The organism is Silvania sp., assembly GCF_051656365.1.
GTDB lineage: Bacteria > Pseudomonadota > Gammaproteobacteria > Enterobacterales > Enterobacteriaceae > Enterobacter > Enterobacter hatchlandensis.
Genome location: NZ_JBOGBT010000040.1, coordinates 39,595 through 61,561, shown reverse-complemented (window position 1 = coordinate 61,561; position 21,967 = coordinate 39,595). Strand labels below are relative to the sequence as shown.

The 21,967-nt window shown below is 58.5% G+C and carries 23 protein-coding genes; 14 read left to right on the top strand and 9 right to left on the bottom strand.

Translation table 11 applies throughout. The annotated features are described in order from the left end of the window. Positions 1-24 precede the first annotated feature (24 nt). From gspC to ACRDD5_RS08540, 14 genes are all read left to right on the top strand, one after another. Positions 25-822 (top strand): type II secretion system protein GspC, encoded by a 798-nt coding sequence (gspC, locus tag ACRDD5_RS08605; RefSeq protein ID WP_438676494.1) that lies wholly within the window; start codon positions 25-27, stop codon positions 820-822. 61 nt (positions 823-883) lie between these two features. Then, entirely contained in the window at positions 884-2,794 is a 1,911-nt protein-coding gene (gene gspD / locus ACRDD5_RS08600; RefSeq protein WP_438676493.1) for a type II secretion system secretin GspD, read from the top strand. After that, entirely contained in the window at positions 2,787-4,265 is a 1,479-nt protein-coding gene (gene gspE / locus ACRDD5_RS08595; protein ID WP_438676492.1) for a type II secretion system ATPase GspE, read from the top strand. The genes gspD and gspE overlap by 8 nt, the downstream gene beginning before the upstream one ends. Before the next feature lie 2 nt (positions 4,266-4,267). Continuing rightward, positions 4,268-5,488 carry a type II secretion system inner membrane protein GspF gene (gene gspF / locus ACRDD5_RS08590; RefSeq protein WP_438676491.1) on the top strand — a complete coding sequence of 407 codons (1,221 nt, stop codon included), beginning with the start codon at positions 4,268-4,270 and terminating at the stop codon, positions 5,486-5,488. Between the two features lie 12 nt (positions 5,489-5,500). Continuing rightward, on the top strand, positions 5,501-5,938 hold the full coding sequence (gspG, locus tag ACRDD5_RS08585; protein WP_438676490.1) for a type II secretion system major pseudopilin GspG: 438 nt from the start codon (positions 5,501-5,503) through the stop codon (positions 5,936-5,938). Beyond that, positions 5,935-6,432, top strand: coding sequence for a type II secretion system minor pseudopilin GspH (gene gspH, locus ACRDD5_RS08580; RefSeq protein ID WP_438676489.1), 498 nt, complete (start codon positions 5,935-5,937; stop codon positions 6,430-6,432). Before gspG ends, gspH begins: the two co-directional genes overlap by 4 nt. Continuing rightward, a complete protein-coding gene (gspI, locus tag ACRDD5_RS08575; RefSeq protein ID WP_438676488.1) occupies positions 6,429-6,791 on the top strand; it encodes a type II secretion system minor pseudopilin GspI in 363 nt (120 codons plus the stop codon). Before gspH ends, gspI begins: the two co-directional genes overlap by 4 nt. Beyond that, complete coding sequence (gene gspJ, locus ACRDD5_RS08570) at positions 6,788-7,393, top strand: type II secretion system minor pseudopilin GspJ (RefSeq protein WP_438676487.1); 606 nt, start codon at positions 6,788-6,790, stop codon at positions 7,391-7,393. The genes gspI and gspJ overlap by 4 nt, the downstream gene beginning before the upstream one ends. Further along, positions 7,393-8,364, top strand: coding sequence for a type II secretion system minor pseudopilin GspK (gene gspK / locus ACRDD5_RS08565; protein ID WP_438676486.1), 972 nt, complete (start codon positions 7,393-7,395; stop codon positions 8,362-8,364). Before gspJ ends, gspK begins: the two co-directional genes overlap by 1 nt. Before the next feature lie 2 nt (positions 8,365-8,366). Beyond that, a complete protein-coding gene (gene gspL, locus ACRDD5_RS08560; protein ID WP_438676485.1) occupies positions 8,367-9,797 on the top strand; it encodes a type II secretion system protein GspL in 1,431 nt (476 codons plus the stop codon). Beyond that, a complete protein-coding gene (locus tag ACRDD5_RS08555; RefSeq protein WP_438676547.1) occupies positions 9,797-10,537 on the top strand; it encodes a type II secretion system protein N in 741 nt (246 codons plus the stop codon). Before gspL ends, ACRDD5_RS08555 begins: the two co-directional genes overlap by 1 nt. A gap of 24 nt (positions 10,538-10,561) precedes the next feature. Beyond that, positions 10,562-12,139, top strand: a complete 1,578-nt coding sequence (locus ACRDD5_RS08550; RefSeq protein WP_438676484.1) for an ExeA family protein — start codon at positions 10,562-10,564, stop codon at positions 12,137-12,139. Further along, the gene (locus ACRDD5_RS08545; protein ID WP_438676483.1) at positions 12,136-12,678 is read left to right on the top strand and encodes a general secretion pathway protein GspB; all 543 of its coding nucleotides are present in this window, start codon (positions 12,136-12,138) and stop codon (positions 12,676-12,678) included. The genes ACRDD5_RS08550 and ACRDD5_RS08545 overlap by 4 nt, the downstream gene beginning before the upstream one ends. Positions 12,679-12,680: 2 nt before the next feature. Next, positions 12,681-13,508, top strand: coding sequence for a prepilin peptidase (locus ACRDD5_RS08540; RefSeq protein WP_438676546.1), 828 nt, complete (start codon positions 12,681-12,683; stop codon positions 13,506-13,508). A 68-nt stretch (positions 13,509-13,576) separates the two neighbouring features. Here the strand turns inward: ACRDD5_RS08540 and ACRDD5_RS08535 are convergent, their stop codons facing one another. The 9 genes from ACRDD5_RS08535 to ACRDD5_RS08495 all read right to left on the bottom strand — a co-directional run bounded on the left by ACRDD5_RS08535 (position 13,577) and on the right by ACRDD5_RS08495 (position 21,967). Next, a complete protein-coding gene (locus tag ACRDD5_RS08535) occupies positions 13,577-14,134 on the bottom strand; it encodes a nucleotidyltransferase family protein (protein WP_438676482.1) in 558 nt (185 codons plus the stop codon). After that, complete coding sequence (locus ACRDD5_RS08530) at positions 14,134-15,072, bottom strand: XdhC family protein (RefSeq protein WP_438676481.1); 939 nt, start codon at positions 15,070-15,072, stop codon at positions 14,134-14,136. Before ACRDD5_RS08530 ends, ACRDD5_RS08535 begins: the two co-directional genes overlap by 1 nt. Positions 15,073-15,081: 9 nt before the next feature. After that, on the bottom strand, positions 15,082-17,280 hold the full coding sequence (paoC, locus tag ACRDD5_RS08525) for an aldehyde oxidoreductase molybdenum-binding subunit PaoC (protein WP_438676480.1): 2,199 nt from the start codon (positions 17,278-17,280) through the stop codon (positions 15,082-15,084). Beyond that, positions 17,277-18,233 carry an FAD binding domain-containing protein gene (locus ACRDD5_RS08520; protein WP_438676479.1) on the bottom strand — a complete coding sequence of 319 codons (957 nt, stop codon included), beginning with the start codon at positions 18,231-18,233 and terminating at the stop codon, positions 17,277-17,279. The genes paoC and ACRDD5_RS08520 overlap by 4 nt, the downstream gene beginning before the upstream one ends. Then, a complete protein-coding gene (gene paoA / locus ACRDD5_RS08515; RefSeq protein WP_438676478.1) occupies positions 18,230-18,901 on the bottom strand; it encodes an aldehyde dehydrogenase iron-sulfur subunit PaoA in 672 nt (223 codons plus the stop codon). Before paoA ends, ACRDD5_RS08520 begins: the two co-directional genes overlap by 4 nt. Before the next feature lie 188 nt (positions 18,902-19,089). After that, positions 19,090-19,422, bottom strand: a complete 333-nt coding sequence (locus ACRDD5_RS08510; RefSeq protein ID WP_438676477.1) for a DUF1493 family protein — start codon at positions 19,420-19,422, stop codon at positions 19,090-19,092. Further along, entirely contained in the window at positions 19,422-19,871 is a 450-nt protein-coding gene (locus ACRDD5_RS08505; protein ID WP_438676476.1) for an STM2901 family protein, read from the bottom strand. The genes ACRDD5_RS08510 and ACRDD5_RS08505 overlap by 1 nt, the downstream gene beginning before the upstream one ends. Before the next feature lie 8 nt (positions 19,872-19,879). Then, positions 19,880-20,362: an Hcp family type VI secretion system effector gene (locus ACRDD5_RS08500; protein WP_271280820.1), complete on the bottom strand. Its 483-nt coding sequence runs from the start codon at positions 20,360-20,362 to the stop codon at positions 19,880-19,882. A gap of 399 nt (positions 20,363-20,761) precedes the next feature. Next, complete coding sequence (locus ACRDD5_RS08495) at positions 20,762-21,967, bottom strand: glycoside hydrolase family 88 protein (RefSeq protein ID WP_438676475.1); 1,206 nt, start codon at positions 21,965-21,967, stop codon at positions 20,762-20,764.

The following is a 21,967-nucleotide window of genomic DNA, read 5'->3' as shown; positions in this document are numbered from 1 at the left end:
CCGTTCATAAGGTCATCCAGGGTGATGAGTAAACCGGTATTGCGGCTCAATCTACATCAGCCATTTTGGGCTCAGATGGTCACGGCGATCCTGCTCTGTGGGCTTGGCTCTCAGATGGCGATGTTGACCTGGCGTATCGACGACATGCTGTTTGCGCCAACACAAATCCAGCCCGTAGTGCATAAGGCTCCCGCAACAGTTATACCCCCTAAGGTGCCGTTAACCAGGCTCTTTATGGCACCGGAAAAAGCAGATGTTCCTACAGCAGCGCTCTCTTCGCTCAACCTGCGTCTGGCGGCGGTTATCGTCAGCAGCCAGCCCGCCGATTCGCTGGTCATTATTGAGCAAGGCGGCCAGCAGGCAAGTTACGGGATTCAGGAAGTGATTCGCGGTACGCAGGCCAGGGTGCAGGCAATCCAGGCGGACAGGGTTGAACTGCTCAACGACGGGCGGGCAGAAGTGCTGATGCTGTATGACGACAGCGCCCGCCACTCGCCGCCAACGCTTTCGTCCGCGCGCAGCCAGGTCATAACGGATCCCGCAACGCTGCTGGATTTAGTGTCTGTTTCGCCGGTGAGCAAAGCCGGTGCACTGCAGGGTTACCGGCTCAACCCTGGGAAAGATGCTTCACTGTTTCAGCAAAGCGGATTGCAACCCAACGATCTGGCAGTTGTCATCAATGGATTTGACCTGCGCATCCCTGCAGACGCCGCGAAGTTTATGGCACAGGCAGGCGAAATCAGTCAGCTCAGCATTACCGTGATACGTGAGGATGCCGAGAAAAATATATTTCTGGATTTGACAGTGAAATCAATGGAGTAGGGCAGGTATGTCATTACTGATAAAAAAAGTTGCCCATGGACTCATGCTTCTGGCGGCGTGTATGTCTGCCGCATGGGGAGCCAATTACAGTGCCAGTTTTAAAAGCACCGATGTGCAGGAATTCATCAATATTGTCAGTAAAAACCTGCATAAAACGATCATCATCGATCCGGCTGTGCGCGGAGTCGTCAACGTGCGCAGCTATGATGCGTTGAATGATGAACAATATTATCAGTTCTTCCTGAGCGTACTGGATGTGTACGGTTTTGCCGTGGTGCCGGGTGCCAATGGCGTGCTGAAAGTGGTGAAGTCCGCCGCAGCCAAAACGGGCGCCATTCCCCTGGCCGATGATTATCACGCCGGTACGGGAGATGAAGTGGTCACCCGCGTGATCCCCGTTGCCAACGTGGACGTGAAAGAACTCGCCCCGCTGTTACGCCAGCTTAACGATAATGCCGGTGCCGGAAACGTGGTGCATTACGAATCGGCCAATGTGCTGCTGGTGACTGGCCGGGCGGCGGTAGTGAATCGGCTGGCAGAAATTGTCCGCCGCGTGGACAGCGCCGGTAATCAGCAGTCCGATATCATCAAATTGAAGTATGCCTCGTCGCGCGAGATGGTCGCCATTCTTAATGGTTTGAATAAAAACGATCGCGGCGGGAAGGTTGCCAGCCTGACGCCCGGGGTAGTGGCGGATGAGCGAACCAACAGCGTGGTGATTTCCGGCAGTGCCCAAGGGCGCCAGCGTTTAATCACTATTGTTCGCCAGCTCGACCGGGAAGAACAAAATCAGGGCAATACCCGCGTGTTTTATCTCAAATATGCCCAGGCCAAAAATTTGGTCTCGGTCCTGAGCGGCTCAAGCACGCCCACAGCGCCGCAGGCCAAAGGCGAAGCGCCGCAAATCGCGACAGGCTCCAGCAGCATCACCTTTAATGGCAAAGAGGTCAGCATTGTTGCGGATGAACAAACCAACTCGCTGGTGATCACCACCCAGCCGGATACCCTGCAGGCGCTGGAGCAAATCATTAACCGGCTTGATATTCGTCGGGCTCAGGTATTGATTGAGGCGGTGATTGTTGAAATGCAGGATGGCGACGCGCTGAACTTCGGCGTGCAGTGGTTTAATAAAAACGGCGGCGCGACGCAGTTTACCGGCACCGGACTGCCAATTAGCGCCGTGGTGGCGGCGGATAACAATAAAGGGTCGATATCCGGCAACGCAGCGTCATTACTCACCAGCTTCAATGGCATTGCCGCCGGGTTTTATAACGGTGACTGGGGCGGACTGGTGACCGCACTTGCCAGCAATGCCCGCAGCAATATTCTGGCCACGCCCAGTATTGTCACACTGGATAACAAAGAAGCGGCCATTAATGTCGGTCAGGAAGTGCCGGTCATCACCGGTAGCCAGGCCAGTTCGACGGGCAGCGTCTACAACACCGTTGAACGTAAAACGGTGGGCACCAGGCTTAAAGTCATCCCGCAAATCAACGACGGTGAAAGCGTGCTGCTCAATATTGAGCAGGAGGTCTCCAGCGTCGCCTCGGCAAGCTCGGTTGACGCCTCTTCAGCCGGTAGCAACCTGGGTGCCACCTTCAACACCCGCACCATCAATAATGCGGTGATCGTGAGAAGCGGCGAAACAGTGGTGCTGGGTGGACTGCTGAATAATCAGACCACCGAGAGCGTCAGCAAGGTGCCGATTCTCGGTGACATTCCCCTACTCGGATATCTGTTTCGCTACAACAGCACCACCACCAGCAAGCAGAACCTGATGGTCTTTATCCATCCGGTGATCCTGCGCGATGGCGACAGCTATCGCGGTATTTCCAGCGAAAAATACGGCCAGTTCCGTGACGAACAGCGCAGCGATCGTCTTAGCCACGATCCGCTTGCGCTGCCCACGCCCGATCTCACGCTGCCCGTCACGCCCGGCACGCGGCCAAAAGGAGGGTTCTTCAATGAGTGACGGGTCCGCATGGCAAAAACTGCCCTTTAGCTTTGCCCGCGATCACCGCGTGCTGCTTCAATGGCACGATGATTCACCGGTATTGGTGCATCATGGCGAGCTGCAACTGCATATCCTGCTGGAAGTTCGCCGCATCCTGCGCCAGCCGTTCATCATCAGCGCCGTGGATGAGGTGCGATTCGGGCAGCAGCTGCACAACGACTATCAGCGTGATGCCAGCGAGGCGCGCCAGCTGATGGAAGATCTGGGTAACGACATCAGCTTTGTGGATCTCGCAGGCTCCTTGCCGGGACAGGAAGACCTACTGGATATGGAAGACGATGCGCCGATTATCCGCTTGATCAACGCCATGCTTGGCGAGGCCATCAAGCTTGGGGCATCCGATATCCATATCGAAACCTACGAAACACGCTTTACGATCCGCTTTCGTATCGATGGCATTTTGCGTGAAATACTTCAGCCTCAGCGCCAGCTGGCCGCCGTCTTCATTTCGCGCATTAAGATCATGGCTCAGCTGGATATTGCCGAAAAACGCATTCCGCAGGACGGGCGTATTAGCCTGCGCATCGGTGGCAGGGCCGTGGATGTACGGGTCTCCACGCTGCCCTCTAGTCATGGCGAGCGCGTGGTGCTTCGCCTGCTGGATAAAAATACCGTTCGCCTGGCGCTCTCTCATCTGGGCATGACCGATGCATTACAGACATCCATGGCTGCGCTGGTGCGTAAGCCCTACGGCATTATTCTGGTCACCGGCCCTACCGGTTCAGGGAAATCCACCACCCTGTATGCCGCGTTATCGGAAATTAACAGCCACGAACGCAACATCCTGACGGTGGAAGATCCCATCGAATACGATCTTGAAGGTATCGGCCAAACTCAGGTTAACAACAAAGTCGATATGACCTTTGCCCGTGGGTTACGCGCCATCCTGCGTCAGGATCCGGATGTGGTGATGATTGGTGAAATCCGCGACACCGAGACGGCAAAAATTGCGGTACAGGCCTCCCTGACCGGGCATCTGGTCTTCTCCACGCTACACACCAACAGCTCGATTGGCGCCATTGCGCGCCTGCGGGATATGGGCGTTGAGCCGTTTTTACTCGCCTCTTCGCTGACGGCAGTGCTGGCGCAACGGCTGGTTCGTATGCTCTGTCCGCTGTGCAAAATCCCGCATCCGCTGGATGACGCCCAGCGCCAGCGCTATCAGTTTGGCCGGGAGGTCACCCATCTATGGCAGGCCGTGGGCTGCGAAAGCTGTAACCATTCCGGCTACCGGGGGCGCAGCGCCCTGCACGAGCTGGTGATCGTCGATGACGCCGTGCGTAAAGCCCTCAATAACAACGCCAGCGAAGATGAACTTGAGATGCTGATCCGCACGACAACGCCCGCCCTACGCGACGACGGTCTGGCGAAAGTTCTGCAGGGCGTGACCACGCTGGAAGAAGTGTTAAACGTGAGCCGGGAAGTGTAACCATGGCAGATTTTCGATGGCAGGCGCTGGACAGTAACGGCAAAGCAAAACAGGGGCGGCTTGAGGCTGATTCCCTGCGTCATGCCCGGCAACAGCTGCGTGAGAAGCAGCTGCTCCCCGTCACGCTCAGTGAAGTGAGCCCTTCAGCGCGAACCGCATTCTCCCTGGAACGCAGACGATCGCCCGGCATGCGCAGCAGTGAATTAACGCTTTTTACCCGCCAACTGGCCACGCTTTTAGCATCGTCCATTCCCCTGGAAGAGGCGCTTAACGTGGTCTCGCAGCAGACGGAAAAGGCCCGGGTCCGGGCGGTGATCGCTGGGGTGCGCAGCGGTGTTCTAAAAGGGCAGACGCTGGCAAAAAGTCTTGCGGAAAGCCCAGCAGCCTTTGATGCGCTGTACTGCTCGATGGTGGCAGCAGGGGAAAAGTCCTCCCATCTGGATGACGTCCTGATGCGGCTTGCCCACTACACCGAACAACGCCAGCAGATGCACACCAAACTCCGTCAAGCGATGGTCTATCCCTGCGTACTCACCATCGTGGCGGTCGGTGTTATCGCCATCTTACTGGTCACCGTGGTGCCAAACGTGGTGGAGCAGTTCATGCACATGAAACAAACGTTACCCCTCAGCACCCGGCTGCTGATGGGTTGTAGCGCACTGCTGCAGCGCTACGGCCTCGGTTTGCTCGCGCTGTGTGTTGCTGCCGGGTTTGGCTGGCGGCAGTGGGTTAAAAAGCCGACAAACCGTCTGCGCTACCATCGCCTGCTGCTGCGCCTGCCGGTGTGCGGGAGGTTGAGCCGTGCCATCAACACCGCCCGTTTTGCCAGCACCTTGAGCATCCTCAATGCCAGCACCGTTCCGTTGCTGGAGGCCATGCACATCAGCGGTGACGTGCTGCAAAACGCAGAGGCCCGCCAGCGGCTTACGCTGGCCCAGCAGCAGGTGCGGGAGGGCAGCACCCTGCGTGTCGCGTTGGCCCAGACACAGCTTTTTCCGCCGATGATGTTGCACATGATTGCGTCAGGGGAACGCAGCGGCACGCTGGACATCATGTTGTCCCGCGCTGCGGATAACCAGGATACCGCCCTCCAGCAGGAGATGACCTTCGCCTTAAGCCTTTTCGAACCGCTTCTGGTGGTCAGTATGGCCAGCGTCGTGCTGTTTATCGTGCTCGCCATTCTCCAGCCCATTCTTCAGCTAAACAACATGATAAGTCATTGAAAAGGAGCAGTTATGCATAAGACACAGCAGCGGGGCTTCACCCTGCTGGAAATTATGGTTGTGATTGTCATTTTGGGGATTCTGGCCAGTATCGTGGTGCCGAATCTGATGGGTAACAAAAAACAGGCCGATCGCCAGAAAGCGGTGACCGATATCGTGGCGCTCGAAAATGCGCTGGATATGTACAGCCTCGACAACAGCCGCTATCCCACTACCGAACAAGGTTTAGAGGCGCTCCTCAGCAAACCTGAGGTGGCTCCGGAGCCGAAAAACTACAAGCAGGACGGCTACATCAAACGTCTGCCCGCCGATCCGTGGCAAAACGCCTATCAACTGGTCTCCCCCGGTGAACACGGTTCCGTGGATATTTTCTCCCCTGGACCGGACGGGCAGGGCGGAAACGATGACGACATTGGCAACTGGGATCTGGAAGGGCACCAGGGATCATGAAGGCACTCAGGCTTAACGCAGGTTTCACCCTCATCGAGGTGATGGTGTCGGTGGCGCTCGTCGGCATCACTGCAAGCGTCGTGGTGATGGCGTTACCCGGCGCTTCATCCCTGCAGCAGGGTCGGGAGCAGTTAGCCCGGCTGGCGGATACCTTTGCACTACAGCGGAGTGAGGCGATGGCCCAGGGAACATTGATCGGCCTGTTTATCCAGACTCACGGCTATCAGTTCAGGCGGCAGGCGGCGTCAGGCTGGCAGACGCCGCCTGCCGCTGAGACGGCCTTCACCGATGCCATCACCCTCAAGCTGACGCAGAAGGATCTGCTGCTGGACGAGGCAGCGTCGGGCGAGGGTGACGACCCCCCTCAGCTGCTGCTCTTTCCCGGCGGCGAAGTGACCGCCTTTACCCTCACCGCGTTTGTCCACCAGCAGCCTGCGGCGACACTTAGTGTTACGGACGAGGGTGACATCACCCTGCTGGATATTGTGCCATGAAGCAGCGGGGGATGACGTTACTGGAAGTGATGGTCGCACTGGTGATTTTTGCCGGTGCGAGCCTGGCGCTGATGAACAGTCTGGGCAGCCAGGTGAGGGCGCTGCAATCGATGGAGGAGAGCCTGTTCGCCAGCTGGGTGGCTGAAAATCAGATGGTGGAACTTCGGCTGACGGGCGGGTGGCCGTCGCTTGAACGCCAGTCCGGACAGCAATCACTCGCCGGGCGCACCTGGTACTGGCAGCGGCAGGGGGAAGCCACCCGCGATCCGCTGCTGCGGGCCGCAGAAATCCAGGTGAGAACGGCACCGCAGGCTGATCCGCGTATTCATCTGCGCAGCTACTTTTTCCATCAACCATGAAGTCGGTGCAGCGCGGCTTTACGCTGCTGGAAGTGCTGGTGGCGCTGGTGATTTTTGCCCTGCTCAGTCTGGCGGCGCAGGCCGTTTTTCAGGGGGTATTGCGCAATAACAGCGTGATGAAGGCGAAAATAGCCCGCCTGAGCGAACTCAGCTTTGCGATGCAGCAGCTGGAAAACGATTTTATCCATATGGCACCCCGCACCGTGCGCGAGAGCGGAGAGGCAAAAAATACCCTGTTTGTTGGTGCGGACGGTGTGTTGGCCAGCCGGGAAGATGGCGTGACCTTCACCCGCAGCGGCTGGATAAACCCCGATGCTCGCCTGCGCCGCAGCGAGTTTCAGCGTCTGGGCTGGCGTCTGAAGGGCACCGGGCTGGAGCGGCTTAGCTGGCTTTATCCGGACAGTTTGCCGGGCGCCCAACCCCGCCAACGGGTGATCCTCACGGCCGTGCGCCAGTTCCGTTTACGCTATTACCGCGACGGGCGCTGGTCCTCGCGCTGGGCGACGCCTGGTCAAATACCACAGGCCGTTGAAGTGACGCTGGCGTTGTCAGACTACGGCACGGTGACGCGGCGCTTTTGGCTGGCCGAGGAGGGGCGTTGATGATGAAACAACAGCGCGGCGTGGCGTTGCTGGTGGTCCTGCTGTTACTCGCCGCCATGACGCTGCTCGCCTCCCAGATGATGGGGCGCTATCGACAAATGTGGCAGCGCAGCCATACGCTGCTGCAGCAGGTTCAACTGCGAGAGCTCATGCTGGGGGGGGAGGCCTTTGTTGCGCGCGTGCTGTATCAGGATCTTCTGGACAGCCCGCACGTCACCTCTCTGGCGCAGTACTGGGCCACCCAGCGTAACGTCTGGCCGATTAATGAGGTGGCTCTGCAGGCGGAGATACGCGACGAGCAGGCCTGCTTTAATCTCAACAGTCTGCAAAACCATGATGAACGCCAGCCGGATACCCTGTCGCGCTACCGGGAGAGCGTCTTTATCGCCCTCTTACAGGGGCTCGAGGTCGAAGACCTGCGTGCGCGTCAGCTGGCAGCAAACCTTGAGGATTGGCTGGACAGTAACCGGGATCCGCAGCTGCTTGGTGCCGAGGATAACGAGTATATGGCGCTCAACCCACCCTATTTACCGGCAAATCAGCCGATGCAGGATCTCAGTGAGTTACGCGCCGTAAAAGGGGTCGACGCGCGGGTGTACCAGGCGTTGCGCCCCTATCTTTGCGTTCTGCCCGAGCGCGATCTGGCGGTGAATATTAATACGCTTCAGGACTCTCAGGCTCTGCTGCTCTCTGCGTTATTTACCGGATCGCTTTCGCTGCAGGCCGCTGAGGATCTGATTAAGCACCGCCCCGCAGAGGGCTGGACAAGCGTGGAGGCGTTTTTAGCACAGGTCGCAGGGGAAAATGAGCGTCCTGACAGCACGGAAATCACCCGTTCGCTGACGGTGAAAAGTGACTATTTTGTCGCCACCTTCAGCGTTGAAAATCAGGCCCATGCCCGAATGACCCGCCATTTTTATCGCACCAGCGATCGCAAGGTTATCGTGCGTCACCCTAAGGCTGGAGGATAGCCATGCGTGAACAATTAGTTATTCGGCTGGCAAGCCATGCCCAGCAGGCGATGCACTGGTGGCTGTTCTCAGCCGATCGCCGACTGCAGGCATCAGGACAGGTGCCGGATGCGGCAAGCCTTGCGAGCCTGCAACATCATGCCAAAGATAGCCCGGCGATCGCGCTGGTGCCGACCTGCGATGTGGTGCTGCGGGCCGTGTATCTTCCGGGGCGACTGAATCGCAAAACGCAAAAAGCCCTGCCTTTTTTACTGGAAGACGAAGTGGTGGACGAGCCGGAAAAACTGCATGTCGCCGTGCTGGCGTGCGAATTGCCCAAGGTTCATCTGGCGGCTGTGGACAATACGCTGATGCAGACGTGGCGATCCTGGCTGGATTTGGCGGGGCTGCGCGTGGAGAAAATGCTCCCGGACGTCTTTGCCCTGCCGCTGGTGGAGGGCGGGTGTCGCTGGCTGCTGGGCGACCAGCATCTGATCCGCGAGTCCCGCTGGCAAGGAATGGTGCTGGAAGCGTCGCTGCTGGCGGCATTGCCCCCCGGGCGCGAGGCTGGCTGGCAAACCTGCGGCGGCGAGTTGCCCCTTAGCGTGGCACATCTGCCAGCGGTCAGCCTGCTGCAGGGTGGCTGGCAGCCGCAGAGACAATACCCGCGAATCCCTGGCATATGGCGGGTGCCGGGCACGCTGCTGGCCCTGATGCTGATGCTGGTCCTCATAGGCTGGGGGCTGGAAAAGTATCAACAGTACCGGGATGAATCTCAGCTTGCTGCGCAGATGCAGGCGCTGTACCAGAAAGCGTTTCCGGGTAGCCCGCCTGCGGGCGATCCGTGGCGCGAATTTAACACCCGAATGGCCCGCGCCCGCAGCGGTTTTCTCCCACTTGTACTGGGGTTGGATGTGCTCCTTCCGGCTGGCGTGGTGGTGCAGGCGCTGCAGTTTGATACTTCGACGCAGGCGCTAAACGCACAGCTTTCGGGTATCACGCCCCTCGCCATGAATGCAATAGCAGCGCGGCTGCCCCCCACGTTGACGCTGCAAACGCGCGCGGGTGGCGTGACGCTGTCGAACAATACCCAGGCTCTCGCGCGGAAAGTCACCCCCGACCAGTTGCCGCGCGTGGCGCAAATGGCACAGCAGCTTCAGCAGATGAAAGGGCAGACCGCGCAAAAATCGGCTGTCTCTGCGCCTGATGCAGATCTCAGCGCCCTCATCACGCAAACGCGCAAAGAGGCTCATCTGCCTGCGTTGACGCTGGTGAAGCAAGGGAAAGGGCTGGAACTCCGTTTCGGGACAGCAGTGCATTTTGCCAGTCTGATCGACTGGCTACAGACCCTGGACTATCACTACGGCATTGTCGCCCGGCAGGTCGAGCTGAACGATAAAGGGCAAGGGAATGTCGAGGTGACACGCTTAGCACTAAGCAGGGGCCAGCCGTGATGAAAGCCTGGAAGATGATCCTGCTCGTGCTGCTGAGTTATCTGTTCACGTTGCTGATCGCACTGCCCGCCCGCGTTGCTGTCGGCGGCTTGCCTATGCCTGCCTCGCTCCAGCTGCAGGGGATCAGCGGTACGCTCTGGGAGGGGCAGGTGCAGACGATCCGCTGGAAGACGCTGCAGATCGGCCCCGTTCACTGGGCATGGCAAGGCAGCGCCCTGTTGACAGGCGAAATCGCGGCGCAGGTTGAGCTGGCCGACCCGCAGGGTCTGGACGGACGCGGAACGCTTGGCTGGAACGGCGAGTGGAATATTCGTCACGCCCGACTGCATCTCCCGGCCAGGGTGTTGCCCGAGCCGCTGGGCCTTACAGCCGAGCTGAGCGGTGATATCGACGCCCGACTGGCGCAGCTGCGTTTTACGCCTGAGGGGTGTATCGCCGCTCAGGGTGATCTCTACTGGAAGGCAGGTCGGGTGGTGAGTATCGCCGGGGCGTTAACCACCGGTGATACCCGGCTGCGGCTCGGCTGTCGCAACCGGCAGTGGCGGACAGATTTCACCCAGCGCTCAGAGCAGGTCAGCAGCACGGGGCAGTTCACGCTGTCAGGAAGCCGGGAATACCGCGGGAAAAGTGAGGTCGCACCCGGCGCTGATTTCCCGCCGGCACTCATGCTGCTGCTGACCCAAAGCGCCCGCCAGCAGGCAAACGGCACGTTCACACTCGACACCTCCGGGCGTTGGTAATCGCCAGCAACAGGAACACTGACTATGTATCAAGACTTTTTCGCCCTTAACGCCGCTCCGTTTACGCTTTCGCCCGATCCCCACTACCTGTATCTGAGTCCGGTGCATCGTGAAGCCTTACAGCAGATGCACCGGACGATTGCCTCAGGTGGCGTGATGACGCTGGTGGGAGCGCCGGGCACCGGTAAAACAACCCTTGGCCGTCATATCTGCCTGCATGCGGGCGTAGAGACAGAAACGGCGTATATGATTGCCCCTTTAACCGACCATCCCTCGTTGCTGGAGCAGGTATGTCGGGCCTTTCATCTGCCGGATAATACGCTGCTGGAGCCCTTTTTACGCCAGACAGCCTGCGAGCAGAAACAGGCGGTGCTGCTTATTGATGAAGCACAGCATCTGACGGTCTCTCAGCTTGAGGCCCTGTGCGCATTGACCAATATCGAAACGGATAAGCGGAAACTGCTATCGATTATCCTGCTGGGCCAACCCGAGCTCGAAGACAGACTGCGTGCTCCGGGTCTTCTCCAGCTCAGGCAGCGCATCACCGCAGGCTATTTTCTTAATCCCTTATCTGCCGAGGACATTGACGCGGCGGTGCGTTTCAGGCTGCAACAGGCAGGCTGCCTGCATCCCCTCTTTAGCCGCAAGGCCATTGAGGTGATCGCCCGGGTCAGTCGCGGGATCCCGCGGATCGTCAACCAGCTTTGTGAATCTATGCTGGTGGAGGCCGCGCGGGATCGGCGCTGGAAGATCAGCGCCTCCCATGCAGGGATGGCTGCACATAAAGTGTGTGGGCGAGTCGATACCGGCGGATTGTCGGCCATCATCATCTTTGCCCTGGCCTGCGTCATGCTGGCTATCGGCGGTGGCTTTGGCTGGCAGCAGTGGGGATGGCTACCGCAGCCGGAAATAAAAACCGTCAACATCCCGGTCTGGATTGCGCCCGACAAACGCCTGCAGCAGCAGTTTGACGCTGCGGTGAACAATGCGCGTAACCAGCAGGATGCCTTCTCGCTGCTGCTGAGCGTCTGGGGCTATGAGAACGCCGGGGAAGCGCCGCTCTGCGAGGCGGTCTTATCCGCCGGGTTGAAATGCTATCGCTCATTTGGCGATCTCAACCAGATTGTTGCCCTTAATTATCCTGCCGTCGTGCAGTTAAAGGACAAAACTGCCGGGAGTTGGTTTGCGGTACTCAGCCATGTGGCGAACGGCAAGGCGTCACTGTTTTTTGCTCATCAGGAGTGGGAAGTCTCGCTCGACTGGCTGACGCCGCGCCTGCAAAAAGATGCCACCTTGATCTGGCGCCTGCCTGACAGCGGCGCGTTACGCATCACCTCTCGCAGCCCATCGCAGGACATACAGTGGATAGCCCAGCGCCTGAGCTCGGCGTTAAAAATGCCGGTGCCGGAAAAGGCGGCGAAGGTGCAGGGGGCTATTGCGGCGTTTCAGGCCCAGCAGCACCTACCGACCGATGGCATCGCCGGTGAACAAACGCTGATGCGTCTGAGTAATCAGCCTGACCAGAATCTCCCGACCCTGGATGGCATCATTCCTGCCCGGGAATATCCAGCCACCCACGAAAGCCAGCAGGTAAAACAATGAGTCTCTCTCTGTCACTTCCCTTAAGGCCACGCTCACGACTCTCAGCCAGAATGCTGCTGGCGTTGAGCGGCGGCAGCGCATTAGTTATGGCGACGATGGCAGGTGCCGCCGTCTGCTATGGCTGGCATAGCCTGCATAACGCCCCGATCGTTAAAAAGGTGGACGTTCCGCACTCGACCCAACAGCCGTGGCGCAATCTCCGCCCGCAGCTGTCGTTTAGCGTGCAGCCATTACCCGTCGAGGAGGAAGAGAGTATTGCCGTGGATGAGCCCGAGGCCGCCCCTGGCGTCCCGGATGACGCGTATCCTGATCCGCAACAGCTTCCCGACGAGGTGCGCCGCCGCATGCCTGGCGTCAAATACGAAGCACATATTTACTCGAGTGAACCGGGAAAAAGCGTCATTAATCTCAACGGCAATGACTACGCGGAAGGTGCCGCTATTGGTGGCGGGATTTCGCTGGTCACCATTGAGCCCGACAGCGCTATTTTTTCCTTTGAGGGACAGACTTTTCGCGTGACTGCGCTGTCGGACTGGTGAGCATCATGTCCTTAACCGATATCGCGTATAACGTTCCCACGCTCTGGATAGTCATGCTAGGCACGTTGGGGTTACTGATCGGCAGCTTTCTCAATGTCGTTATTTATCGTTTGCCACAGATCCTGATCGCCCAATGGCAGGACGAGGCATATCAGACCCTGAACAGGCCGCCGCCCGCGCGGATCACCTACAATTTATGTTGGCCGCGCTCGGCATGCGCATCATGCCAGCAGCCTCTGCTGCGCCGCGATCTTGTACCGGTACTCAGCTGGTGCTGGCTGCGGGGAAACAGCCGCTGCTGCCAGCAGCCGATCCCGCTGCAGTACCCGCTGGTGGAGCTGGCCTGCGGTTTACTCTTTGTTATCGCCGCCACGATCTGGCCGCCGGGCCTCACGCTCGCAGCAGGTTTAGTGTTTCTGTGTCTGCTGTTGACGCTCGCGGTGATCGATGCCCAGACCCTGTTATTACCTGATGTCCTGACGCTACCGTTAATCTGGATTGGTCTGGGGGTGAATATCGGCAACGTCTATGTCGCATTACCGGATGCAGTGATGGGCGCCGCCACGGGCTATCTGTCATTTACGCTGCTGGCAGCGACGTTTAAATTGCTGACGGGAAAAGAGGCGCTGGGGGGCGGCGATGCTAAGCTGCTGGCAGCATTTGGTGCCTGGTTCGGTTGGGCGATCCTGCCGCAGCTGGTGACGATGGCCGCCTGTGGTGGGCTGCTCGGGGCGACAGGGCTGCGCCTGTTTCACCGCAAGGCGCTGAATCAGCCGATCGCTTTTGGCCCATGGTTAATTCTTGCTGGCGGGTATTTTCTGTTTATGTAGCAGCGCATTTAACGCGCGGAATACTGCAAAAATCCCGACCGTGCTTGAGCGGCAGATTCAGATGGCAATCAGGGATTATTCGTCCTTTTCTTTCGTCGTTGTGCCGCGTGGAGATCGCTCAGGGTATCAATGTCATACAGGATGCCCTCATCGTTGAGCATAAGATCGTACACGCGATTGTGCTGACGTGCGTGCTGCACCAGGGCTTTTGCGCCGCTATCCCCGTTAAGCGACAGCAGCTCAGGCAGACAGTCGCGGCGAAATCCCACCGGATGGCCGTGTTGCTGATGGTAGTGGGGAACTACAATCGCGTTGTCCTGCAACTTTGCAGCAACCTGCTGCAATGATGTCGGCTGCACAAAAGGCAGATCGGCGGGCAGAATCAGCCATCCTGACGCCTGCTCCGTGGCGCTCACGCCAAGGGCAATGGAGGTTCCCATTCCGGCGGTTCCCCCTGCTGGTCGCACGAGATGCCACGTCAGTCCGGCGTCGGTTACCGCCTGAATAACGTGGGCGACGATGGACTTATTGCCCAGCAGCGCATCAAGTTTATGGCTCATGCCGCCGGACGCAAGAAACCGTTCTCCGCGTCCGGCAGCAAGAATAATCACCACCGGCGAGGCCATTATCCCTCTCCCTGACGCAGCCGTGCCGCCGCCACATCCGCCAGAATCGACAGCGCCAGGCTGCGCGCATCCCGGGCTTTAGGGAAGATGCCGATTGGCGCTCTGATGCGGTCTATCTCTTCCTCATGCCAGCCGAGATCGCGCAGTTTTTGCCTGCGCAGGCCATGCGTCCGCTGGCTGCCCAGCGCCCCGATGTAAAACGGACGAGCGTCGCGCACGGCCTGCAGAACGGGCAGCTCGCGATCCAGATCGTGCCACAGCAGGATCACCGCCGTGTCCGCATCAATCGCGACAGCGCTGTGCGCAGAAAAAGGGTCGGGGGCCACAATGTCATAGCCTGCCGCTGCAGCCAGCTCAGCCGTGGCCTGGGCTTCAAGCGATCGTCCGTGGATCATCAGCTGCACGCCCGGGTGATAGCCAATCTCGATCCCGCCGTCATGCCAGCCGGTGCGGGTTAACGCAGGCAGACAGGAGAGCCGTTGCGTACGCGGGACGTAGCGCAGGCCAGCCGGCTGGCGCTGCTCCAGACGATTAAGGACCGCCAGCAGCGGCTGCGCCGAGCGCAGCTTATGAATGGTCAGCGTAATCCCGCCCCCGCAGGGAAGGACAATGTCGAACCACGGCGATCCCTGCCCGTATCGCACCTCGCGATCCCGCCCGGAGGCGATCGCCTCCAGCGCTTCAAACGCCGCTGCCGCTTCAACGCAGCCCCCGGAGACGAAGCCGCAATACTGACCGTCGTCGCGCACCACCATCTGCGCACCCAGCGATCGCGCCGCGCCGCCGCGAATGGCAACCAGCGTCACCAGCGCAGCGTCTTTGCCGGACATCAACGCCTCGACCGCGAAGCGCAGTATTTCGCTGCTGTCGTCCGTCAGAAACGCCGGTTGCGGGGTACACAGGCGCTCGTCCGCCAGGCCAGTAAGAGAGTGGGGCATCGTTCCTCCTTACACCACGTCCGGCAGGGCGCTGAGTAGCTTATCCAGGGTAATGGGATAGTCCCGGACTCTCACCCCCGTTGCGTTATAGACTGCATTGGCGATGGCGGCACCCACCCCGCATAAGCCGAGTTCACCCACCCCTTTGGCTTTCATCGGGGAGGAGATGGGGTCGGTATCCTCGAGGAAAATCACCTTCTGCTCGGGAACGTCGGCATGAACCGGGACTTCATACCCTGCCATATCGTGATTAACGAAATAGCCCAGCCGGGTATCGACGGCCAGCTCTTCCATCAGCGCGGCGCCCAGCCCCATGGTCATCGCCCCAATCACCTGGCTGCGGGCGGTTTTTGGATTCAAAATGCGCCCGGCGGCGCACACCGCCAGCATCCGGCGTACCCGCACCTCCCCGGTCGCGCTGTCCACGCCCACCTCGACAAAATGTCCGGCAAACGTCGACTGCTGATACTGCTTCGCCAGATCGCCAAACTCGATACTGTCTTCGGCGGTCAGCGGGCCGCTGGCGGCAGCCTCGGCAATGTTCGCGCTGCGTGAACCGCTGATTATCTTCCCGTCACTGAATTGCGCCTGGTTCGGATCAAAACCCAGCTTCGCGGCAACCGCTTCACGCAGCTTGACGCAGGCGGCGTACACCCCGGCGGTGGAGGTGTTTGCGCCCCATTGCCCGCCGGAACCGGCCGACACCGGGAAGCTGGAATCCCCCAGATGTACTGCCACTTTTTCCAGCGGTACGCCCATCATTTCAGCCGCCGTCTGGGCGAGGATGGTGTAGCTCCCGGTGCCGATGTCGGTCATGTCCGTCTCCACCGTCACTTTGCCGTCGGCATCCAGATGCACCCGCGCGGCGGATTTTTCTAACAGGTTGTTGCGAAAACCGGCCGCTACGCCGATCCCCACTCGCCAGCGCCCATCCTGCACCTGGCCGGGCGTGGGATTACGATCCTTCCAGCCAAACTGTTCTGCTCCCGTTCGCAGACACTCAACAAGCTGACGGCGGGAGAAAAAACGCTCCGGGTTGGCGGGATCCACCTGGGTATCGTTGAGGATGCGAAACTCAACCGGATCGATACCCGCTTTTTCCGCCAGCTCATCAATGGCGATCTCAAGCGCCATCAGGCCCGGCGCTTCACCGGGGGCGCGCATGGCGTTGCCCTCGGGGAGATCGAGTGTTGCCAGCCGCAGACCGGTATGGCGATTGGCTCCGGCGTAAAGCAGTTCGGTCTGTTGTACTGCCGTCTCCGGCGTGCCGCCAGGCAGATTACCGGACCAGCTATCGTGGGAGATGGCGGTAATTTTCCCCGCCGCGTCGGTCCCGATGCGGATATGCTGAATGGTGGCTGGACGGTGGGTGGTGTTATTGGGGATAGCCGGTCGCGGGAGCATCACTTTCACCGGGCGCTTGACCGCGCGGGCCGCCAGCGCCGCCAGCAGAGCGTCGCTGCGCAGGAACAGCTTGCCGCCAAACCCGCCGCCGATGTAGGGCGACAGAATGCGAACGTTCTCCGGGGCGATCTTCAGGGTTTTAGCCAGATCGGAGCGACACCAGTCGATCATCTGGTTCGAGGTCCAGACGGTCACCTTATCACCTTCCCAGACGGCCATCGACGCATGCGGTTCCATCGCCATATGGCTTTGATCGGGCGTGGTATAGGTAGCATCTAGCGTCACCGATGCCGCCGAAAACGCGGCCTCAAAATCCCCGGTGTTTTTGTCGGGCGTGTCCTCTGGCGGCGCCTTGACGGTCGGTTTTGCATCGGAGAGTGAGTAAGCGCCAGTGTCGCGGCGATAGGTCACCTGCACCAGCGACGCCGCCGCGCGGGCCTGCTCGAACGTCTCGGCAACCACCAGCGCCACGGCCTGATGGTAATGTTCGATGGTTGGGCCGCCCAGCAGCGTGGCGGTGTTTTTATCCCCTTTACCGAGCGCGCCCACGTTGCTGGCGGTGATCACCGTTAATACACCCGGCGCGTTTTTCGCGGCATCTGTTTCGATGGCGGCGATCCGCCCTTTGGCGATTGCCGAACCGACGACATAGCCATAGGCGGCATTGGGTGCCTGTTCATGCCACTCGTAGGCGTAGTGCGCCGTGCCGGTGGTTTTTTGCGGACCGTCAATACGATCGTGCGGCTGGCTGACCACCTTTAGCTGGTCAATGGGGTTTTCCCCTGCCGGTTTATCAAATTTCATGCCTGAGCCCTCGCTTCTGTCAGCACGGAGGCAAGCGTTCGCTTCGCCAGGGTTAATTTGAAGGCGTTTGCAGGCGTCGGGTGTGCGCTGGCGAACAGCGCGTCATACACCGCCTGCGCGCCATGCGGGAGCTGTGCATCGGCTTCAGTCATTCGCCACGGCTTATGCGCCACGCCGCCGAGCGCCACCCGTCCGCTACCGTCCGGCTGGACAATCGCGGCGACCGATACCAGGGCAAAGGCGTAGGAGGCGCGATCGCGCACCTTGCGGTAAATATGTTTCCCGCCCGCGGGTGGCGGCAGGGTGACGGCGACGATAAGTTCGCCCGGTGTGAGCGTGGTTTCGAGATGGGGCGTTTTCCCCGGGGCGCGATAAAAGTCCGCCACCGGGAGGGTGCGTTCTTTTCCGTCCGGGGTGATGGTTTCTACCACTGCATCCAGCAGCCGCATGGCGACGGCCATGTCGCTCGGATGGGTGGCAATGCAGGCTTCGCTCACCCCAACGACCGCATGCTGACGGCTAAAGCCTTCCAGCGCCGCGCAGCCGCTGCCGGGCAGGCGTTTATTGCAGGGCTGGTTGGTGTCGTAAAAATAGGGGCAGCGCGTACGCTGCAGAAGATTACCCGCCGTGGTGGCCTGGTTGCGCAGCTGACCGGACGCCCCGGCAAGCAGCGCGCGGGACAGTACGGCGTAGTCACGCCGGACGCGATCGTCAGCCGCCAGATCGGTGTTACGCACCAGCGCCCCGATACGCAAACCGCCCCCATCAGTGGCGGCAATATTATCCAGGCCCAGTCCGTTGACGTCGATCAGGTGGGTCGGGGTCTCAATCTCCAGCTTCATCAGGTCGAGCAGATTGGTGCCCCCGGCGATAAATTTGGCCCCGCGCGTGCGCCGGGCGCTGGCGGCGGCCTCGGCCGGGGTTTTTACGCGCTCATAGGTAAAGGCTTTCATGATTTTAGCCCCCCGGCGGCGTCTTCAATGGCGGCAAGAATATTGGCGTATGCGCCACAGCGGCAGATATTGCCGCTCATGCGCTCGCGGATCTCGTCCGCGGTCATGTCCGGAGGGGAAACCAGATCGAGCGTGACGTGGCTGGGAATGCCCTCCTTGATCTCTTGCAGTACCGCCATCGAAGAGCAGATCTGTCCTGAGGTACAGTAGCCGCACTGGAAACCATCATGTTTGATAAACGCCGCCTGCATCGGATGGAGATTGTCAGGTGAACCCAGCCCTTCGATGGTGGTGATGTCGGCATCCTGATGCATTACCGCCAGCGTCAGGCAGGCGTTGATCCTGCGGCCATTCACCAGCACGGTACAGGCCCCGCACTGCCCGTGGTCGCAGCCTTTTTTCGTGCCGGTCAGATGCAAATTTTCACGCAGTGCATCCAGCAGCGTGGTACGGGTATCCACCTCCAGCTGCTGGCTTTTGCCGTTTACGCGCAGGGTCAACGGTAGGATTTCCGGCGGAGGCGTGACGGCGGGTTCGCCTTCGGCCAGCGCTGAATGCGGATAAACCGCAACCGTTGCTGCCGTGGCCGCACTCACTTTGAGTAGGGTCCGACGGGTCAGACTGAAATCACCCCGATGGTCTTCAGGATGTTCGCCTTGGTTGCTCATACCAGGCCTCCGGTATTCAAAAGGGGAAAAGAACGAGAAGGGGTGCAACGATGCTGTCTGTTTTTTTAAACGTTAAGCATAGTCGGCGAAGTGGGTGGGATTATTCTTAAAACCTGAATGCGGTGATGAGCAGGACTGATTAATGAATGATGGTGAAGGGGGGATGACCGGGGCCTGGATAAACAGTATCAGTTAAAAAGCCATCTCCCAGCGGCGGCTGATTCAGCAAACATCCTGACGGTTAAAGGTAGGCGTTTAGCGTCTATATCTTCCCGCTTTGCTTTAAACCAACGTGTCAGCAAAGGGGTATTTTGCCACGGAAAATAACAAGACCACCTGACAACCGACAGGTCTACATTAAAGGTTTGCTCAAACGCGTTCAGGGCATCATGCAGATCGTCACCAGGTGCATCGAATAGATCTGAATCGAGTTCCAGAGGGACCTCTTCCCCATTTCCGCTAAGGTAGCCGGGGATTTCTTCCCGGAAGAGCGCTAATACCTTGTCATGAAGGGTACTCATCAGAAGTATGTCCACGGTATCCGGTCGTTGGGACGGGCAATCAGATTATATTTTGCCTGAGTTTTCCTGGAAATTTGATAAATGGAGTTTACCAGACCTATCCATCCCAACCAGGGAACGTAACGGGCAATGACAGCAGCGAGTTTGGTGGTCTTTTGCATTCTCATGCCAACAGGGGTCAGAACTCTAATACCGAAAGGCACGCGTGCATCTCGTAATAGCATTCTTCCGTATTTGGAAATAACACTTGTGCCCTTGAGGGCTTCACCCGGTTTCGTTCTGGTATTTAGCCAGGGTTGCCCTGCGAGAATCGCAGCACCGGATTCAATTCCGAGCCCCAGCTCATCACAAAATTGTTCGAGAAAAATCACGTCAAATAATTCACCCGGAGATAATTGATATTGTCCGTGATAGAAATAAGTTCCATTAATTTCTTCAATAGTGTCCATTGACTCACCTATGCAGTCTGGCGCTCGTTCCATGCATCTTTAAATATTATATTTCCATCACAATGCTTCCAGGTGATTTTCTCATAGCGCAATTCAACCGTCTCCAGATGGTTATTGTTTTTATCCTCAGGCGCTGCCATGGTGGGGGATATAGAGACAATTCGAACGCCTTCAAGCAGCATATTGAAATACTCTACCTCCTGACCGCCGTCGTTTATTTTGTACCATTTAATCTCGGCAGATTTCAGATTCTGACCGGTTGAAACAGCTTTGTACAGATAGGGGCTTGAGTAATCGAACTCTTTGACAATGATCATCGGTGAGTGCTGACGCGGGCCTGTTGGTTTACCTGTGAGGCTATCAGTCGGGATAGATAGGTTATGGTGAAATCCTTTAAATTCTATGCTGTTTTCTCTTCCTGAAATATCGCAGCCGCCTTTAATCAGTGCGCCACCGTCATCATAGATCCACAAATTACCCGGAATAGCCATTTTCTCATCTCCCTATAAGATACCATTGAGACAGTATAATGATTAATGGCTGATTGGCAATAAATGGATGTCAGAGGGCGTGTTTATAAATGAGAGTTATATGATTGATGATGTCATAGTCTGAATAAATATTATTAGATCACCATTGGTAATTTAAAGGCTATAGCACCCTTACTTACAGGGGAAGTTTTTATCAGGTTGCTTATTTTTGGGTTAGATGTGAGGTAAGTATATAGATTATGCCGGTAACCTTTACAGGAAGAGTTAATTCATTCCTGTAACATAGTTTCTGCATAAGCCATTACAAATTTTCAGTTTTCATTTGGTATTAAGCATTTTCTATTTACGTCATTGCCTGTTAAACGCGCCAGACGCTCCCGCATCTGGCGCATTACCTCCTTACCAGTAGCGCTCCCACACCTGGCGTACCCGCGTCAGTGCTTCAAGGTAGAAGTAATCCCCCCAACTGCAGCACTCATCCACCCCAATGCCCGCGGGCAGGTGATAAACCGAATGCTTCAGCAATCCTTCGCACGCGTCATCGTCTCCCGCCAGATAATGGTCCGTCAGCGACTGCACCATCCGCAGCGCCATCTCCTCGTAATGGGCACGATGCTCATCCAGTGCAGGCAGTACGTTGACCAGCTCGAACAGGCCGCAGGCGGCGATGGCGGCTGCCGAGCTGTCGCGTACCGCGTCGGTGCCCAGCAGGGCTAAATCCCAGTGGCACACGTCATCTTCCGGCAGGCGATTGATAAAATAGTGGCTCAGGCTGCGGGTCAGTTCGACCAGCTGTTTATCTCCGGTGTAGAGATAGCTGAGCACAAAGCCATAGATGGCCCACGCCTGGCCGCGCGACCAGCACGACGTATCGCTGAACCCCTGATGCGTATCGCCAAAGCGCGGCTCGCCGGTCACCACGTCCATGTAGAAGGTGTGAAAGGTCGAGGCATCCGGACGCACGATATACTTTGCCGCCTGCTGCGCATGCGCCGCTGCGGCCTGAGCATAGCGGGCATCCCCGGTCTGCTGGCTGGCCCAGTACAGAAGTGGCAGATTCATATTGCAATCAATGATCATCCGCCCCTGCTGCGCCGGGTCGCTTAAGTCTCCCCACGCCTGAATAATGCCGGCCACCGGGTGATAGCGCTCCATCAGGATGTCGGCCGCCTGCAGCGCGGTCTGGCGGGCGCGTTCATTGCCCGTTAAACGCCAGGCGTTAACGCAGGAGAGCGAATAGAGAAAGCCCAGATCGTGGGTCGCCGTTTCAACGCGCTGCACCAGTCGCTCGGCAAAAGAGGGCAGATAGCGCTCCGCCGCCTGACGGTATTTGTCATCACCGGTGAGCTCCCAGGCCAGCCACAGCTGCCCGGTCCAGAAGCTGGTGGTCCACTGAGTATTTTCGGACGGCGTCCATTTGCCGCCTTCGCAGGCTTCATTCGGGAAGCGATCGCCCATCGCAACGATTGTCTTATCCAGCCTGCGGGTGATGCGTTCTATCGCCTTATCCACCTTGCGGCGCAGCAGCAGGCGATCGACCTGGTGCAGTTCAATGGGGCGCAGTGACTCGGTCACGGCATGGGCAGTGACTAATGAACGGGTCAT